Source organism: Helicobacter mehlei (assembly GCF_003660265.1).
Lineage (GTDB): Bacteria > Campylobacterota > Campylobacteria > Campylobacterales > Helicobacteraceae > Helicobacter > Helicobacter mehlei.
Window position 1 is genome coordinate 1 of record NZ_QXQP01000059.1, and the last position, 1,194, is coordinate 1,194.

Here is a 1,194-nt window from a genome sequence, read left to right on the forward strand (position 1 = left end):
GATAGGTGGCAATGCTAAATAGTGTTTTCTGTCTTCCGCACTTGGATAGTCTAAGCACTGATCTGCTACCCTGATGTAGTTGTATTCAAACCTAATAAACCCCACTCCATAATGCGCTTTGAGCGTGCGTTCTACTTCTTGTCGGCTATGCGCTCTAGCCATCGCGTTTCTAAGCACGACATCAAAGGCTGGATCAGGCACAAGAAACTCACAGCCCATTAGCTTTCCTAATTTGCGGGCAATGTTGTTCCATACGGGCGTGTCAAACTTCTCTGCAAGATAGGCATACACGCCATACTTCTTACCGCTCTTAAAGTCGTAAGCGATGTTATCATCTGTGATAGAATACTTAGCCGTGGCGGTTTTAATCATGCGATAAGTCCCCTCTTTGTATTCTCGCACTATTCCCTCTAGCGTGTTGATGAGATCAGCGATGTGGATAGCGTTAATTCTGTCCTTATCGGCGATAACGATGTGTCCGTGGCTACTAGATGTAGTTTGCGATGATTTAGGCGGTATAAAGGGTTTGTGTTCTGCTCTGCGTGCCTCTTGCTCTTGGCGTTCTTGGATGAGCTCTTGTGTTGCCATTTGAAAAATCTTATCCACGCGTGTTAAACGCCCTTGCACGACAATAGAGTCTATTAGTGGTGGTGTTGTGTGTCTAGCGTAGTAGCGTGCCATATCTCTCAAAGGTGCGTCATCCACATAGGCAATTAGCCCTAGCTTCTGTGCAAATATCTCTTGGAATTTGCGAAACAACTCTTTGTCCTTAATAAGCTCAATGGGTGGTGGGCTCTCAAGAGGGATGATAATCCTAAAGCGTTCTACATCGGGGCGTGAATCATTCTCTTTGAGTTTCTTGTAGTTGCGTGAGGGCACAATACCAAAGGCAATGCCACAACGCTCCAACAGATCACGCGCGCCCTTGATACTTAGTGGTTGCTTCTTGCCATCCTTGTCGTTATCTACATCGTAAAAGAGAAACGGGTGCAAGGCTAACACATTCTCGCCACTGCGCTGGTGCTTAGTAGAGTAGTCTAGGCTAAAGTGTGCCACAGAAACATCGTAGCTGATTGCATGCAACAACACATCTTGCCACTTCTCAAGCTCTATGACTTGCCAATGATCCAACGCATGGTAGTTGCTCGGGTTTGATAGACTAATAGCGAATTTACTCATGGTGCTCCTTGACTT

General features: G+C 46.0%; 1 protein-coding gene. It reads right to left on the reverse strand.

Features of this window, described 5'->3' with window-relative positions; translation table 11 throughout:
- Positions 1-1,179 (reverse strand): hypothetical protein (locus EAO36_RS08205; protein WP_120955998.1); only part of this gene is annotated, 1,179 nt, incomplete at its 3' end.
- Positions 1,180-1,194 lie beyond the last annotated feature (15 nt).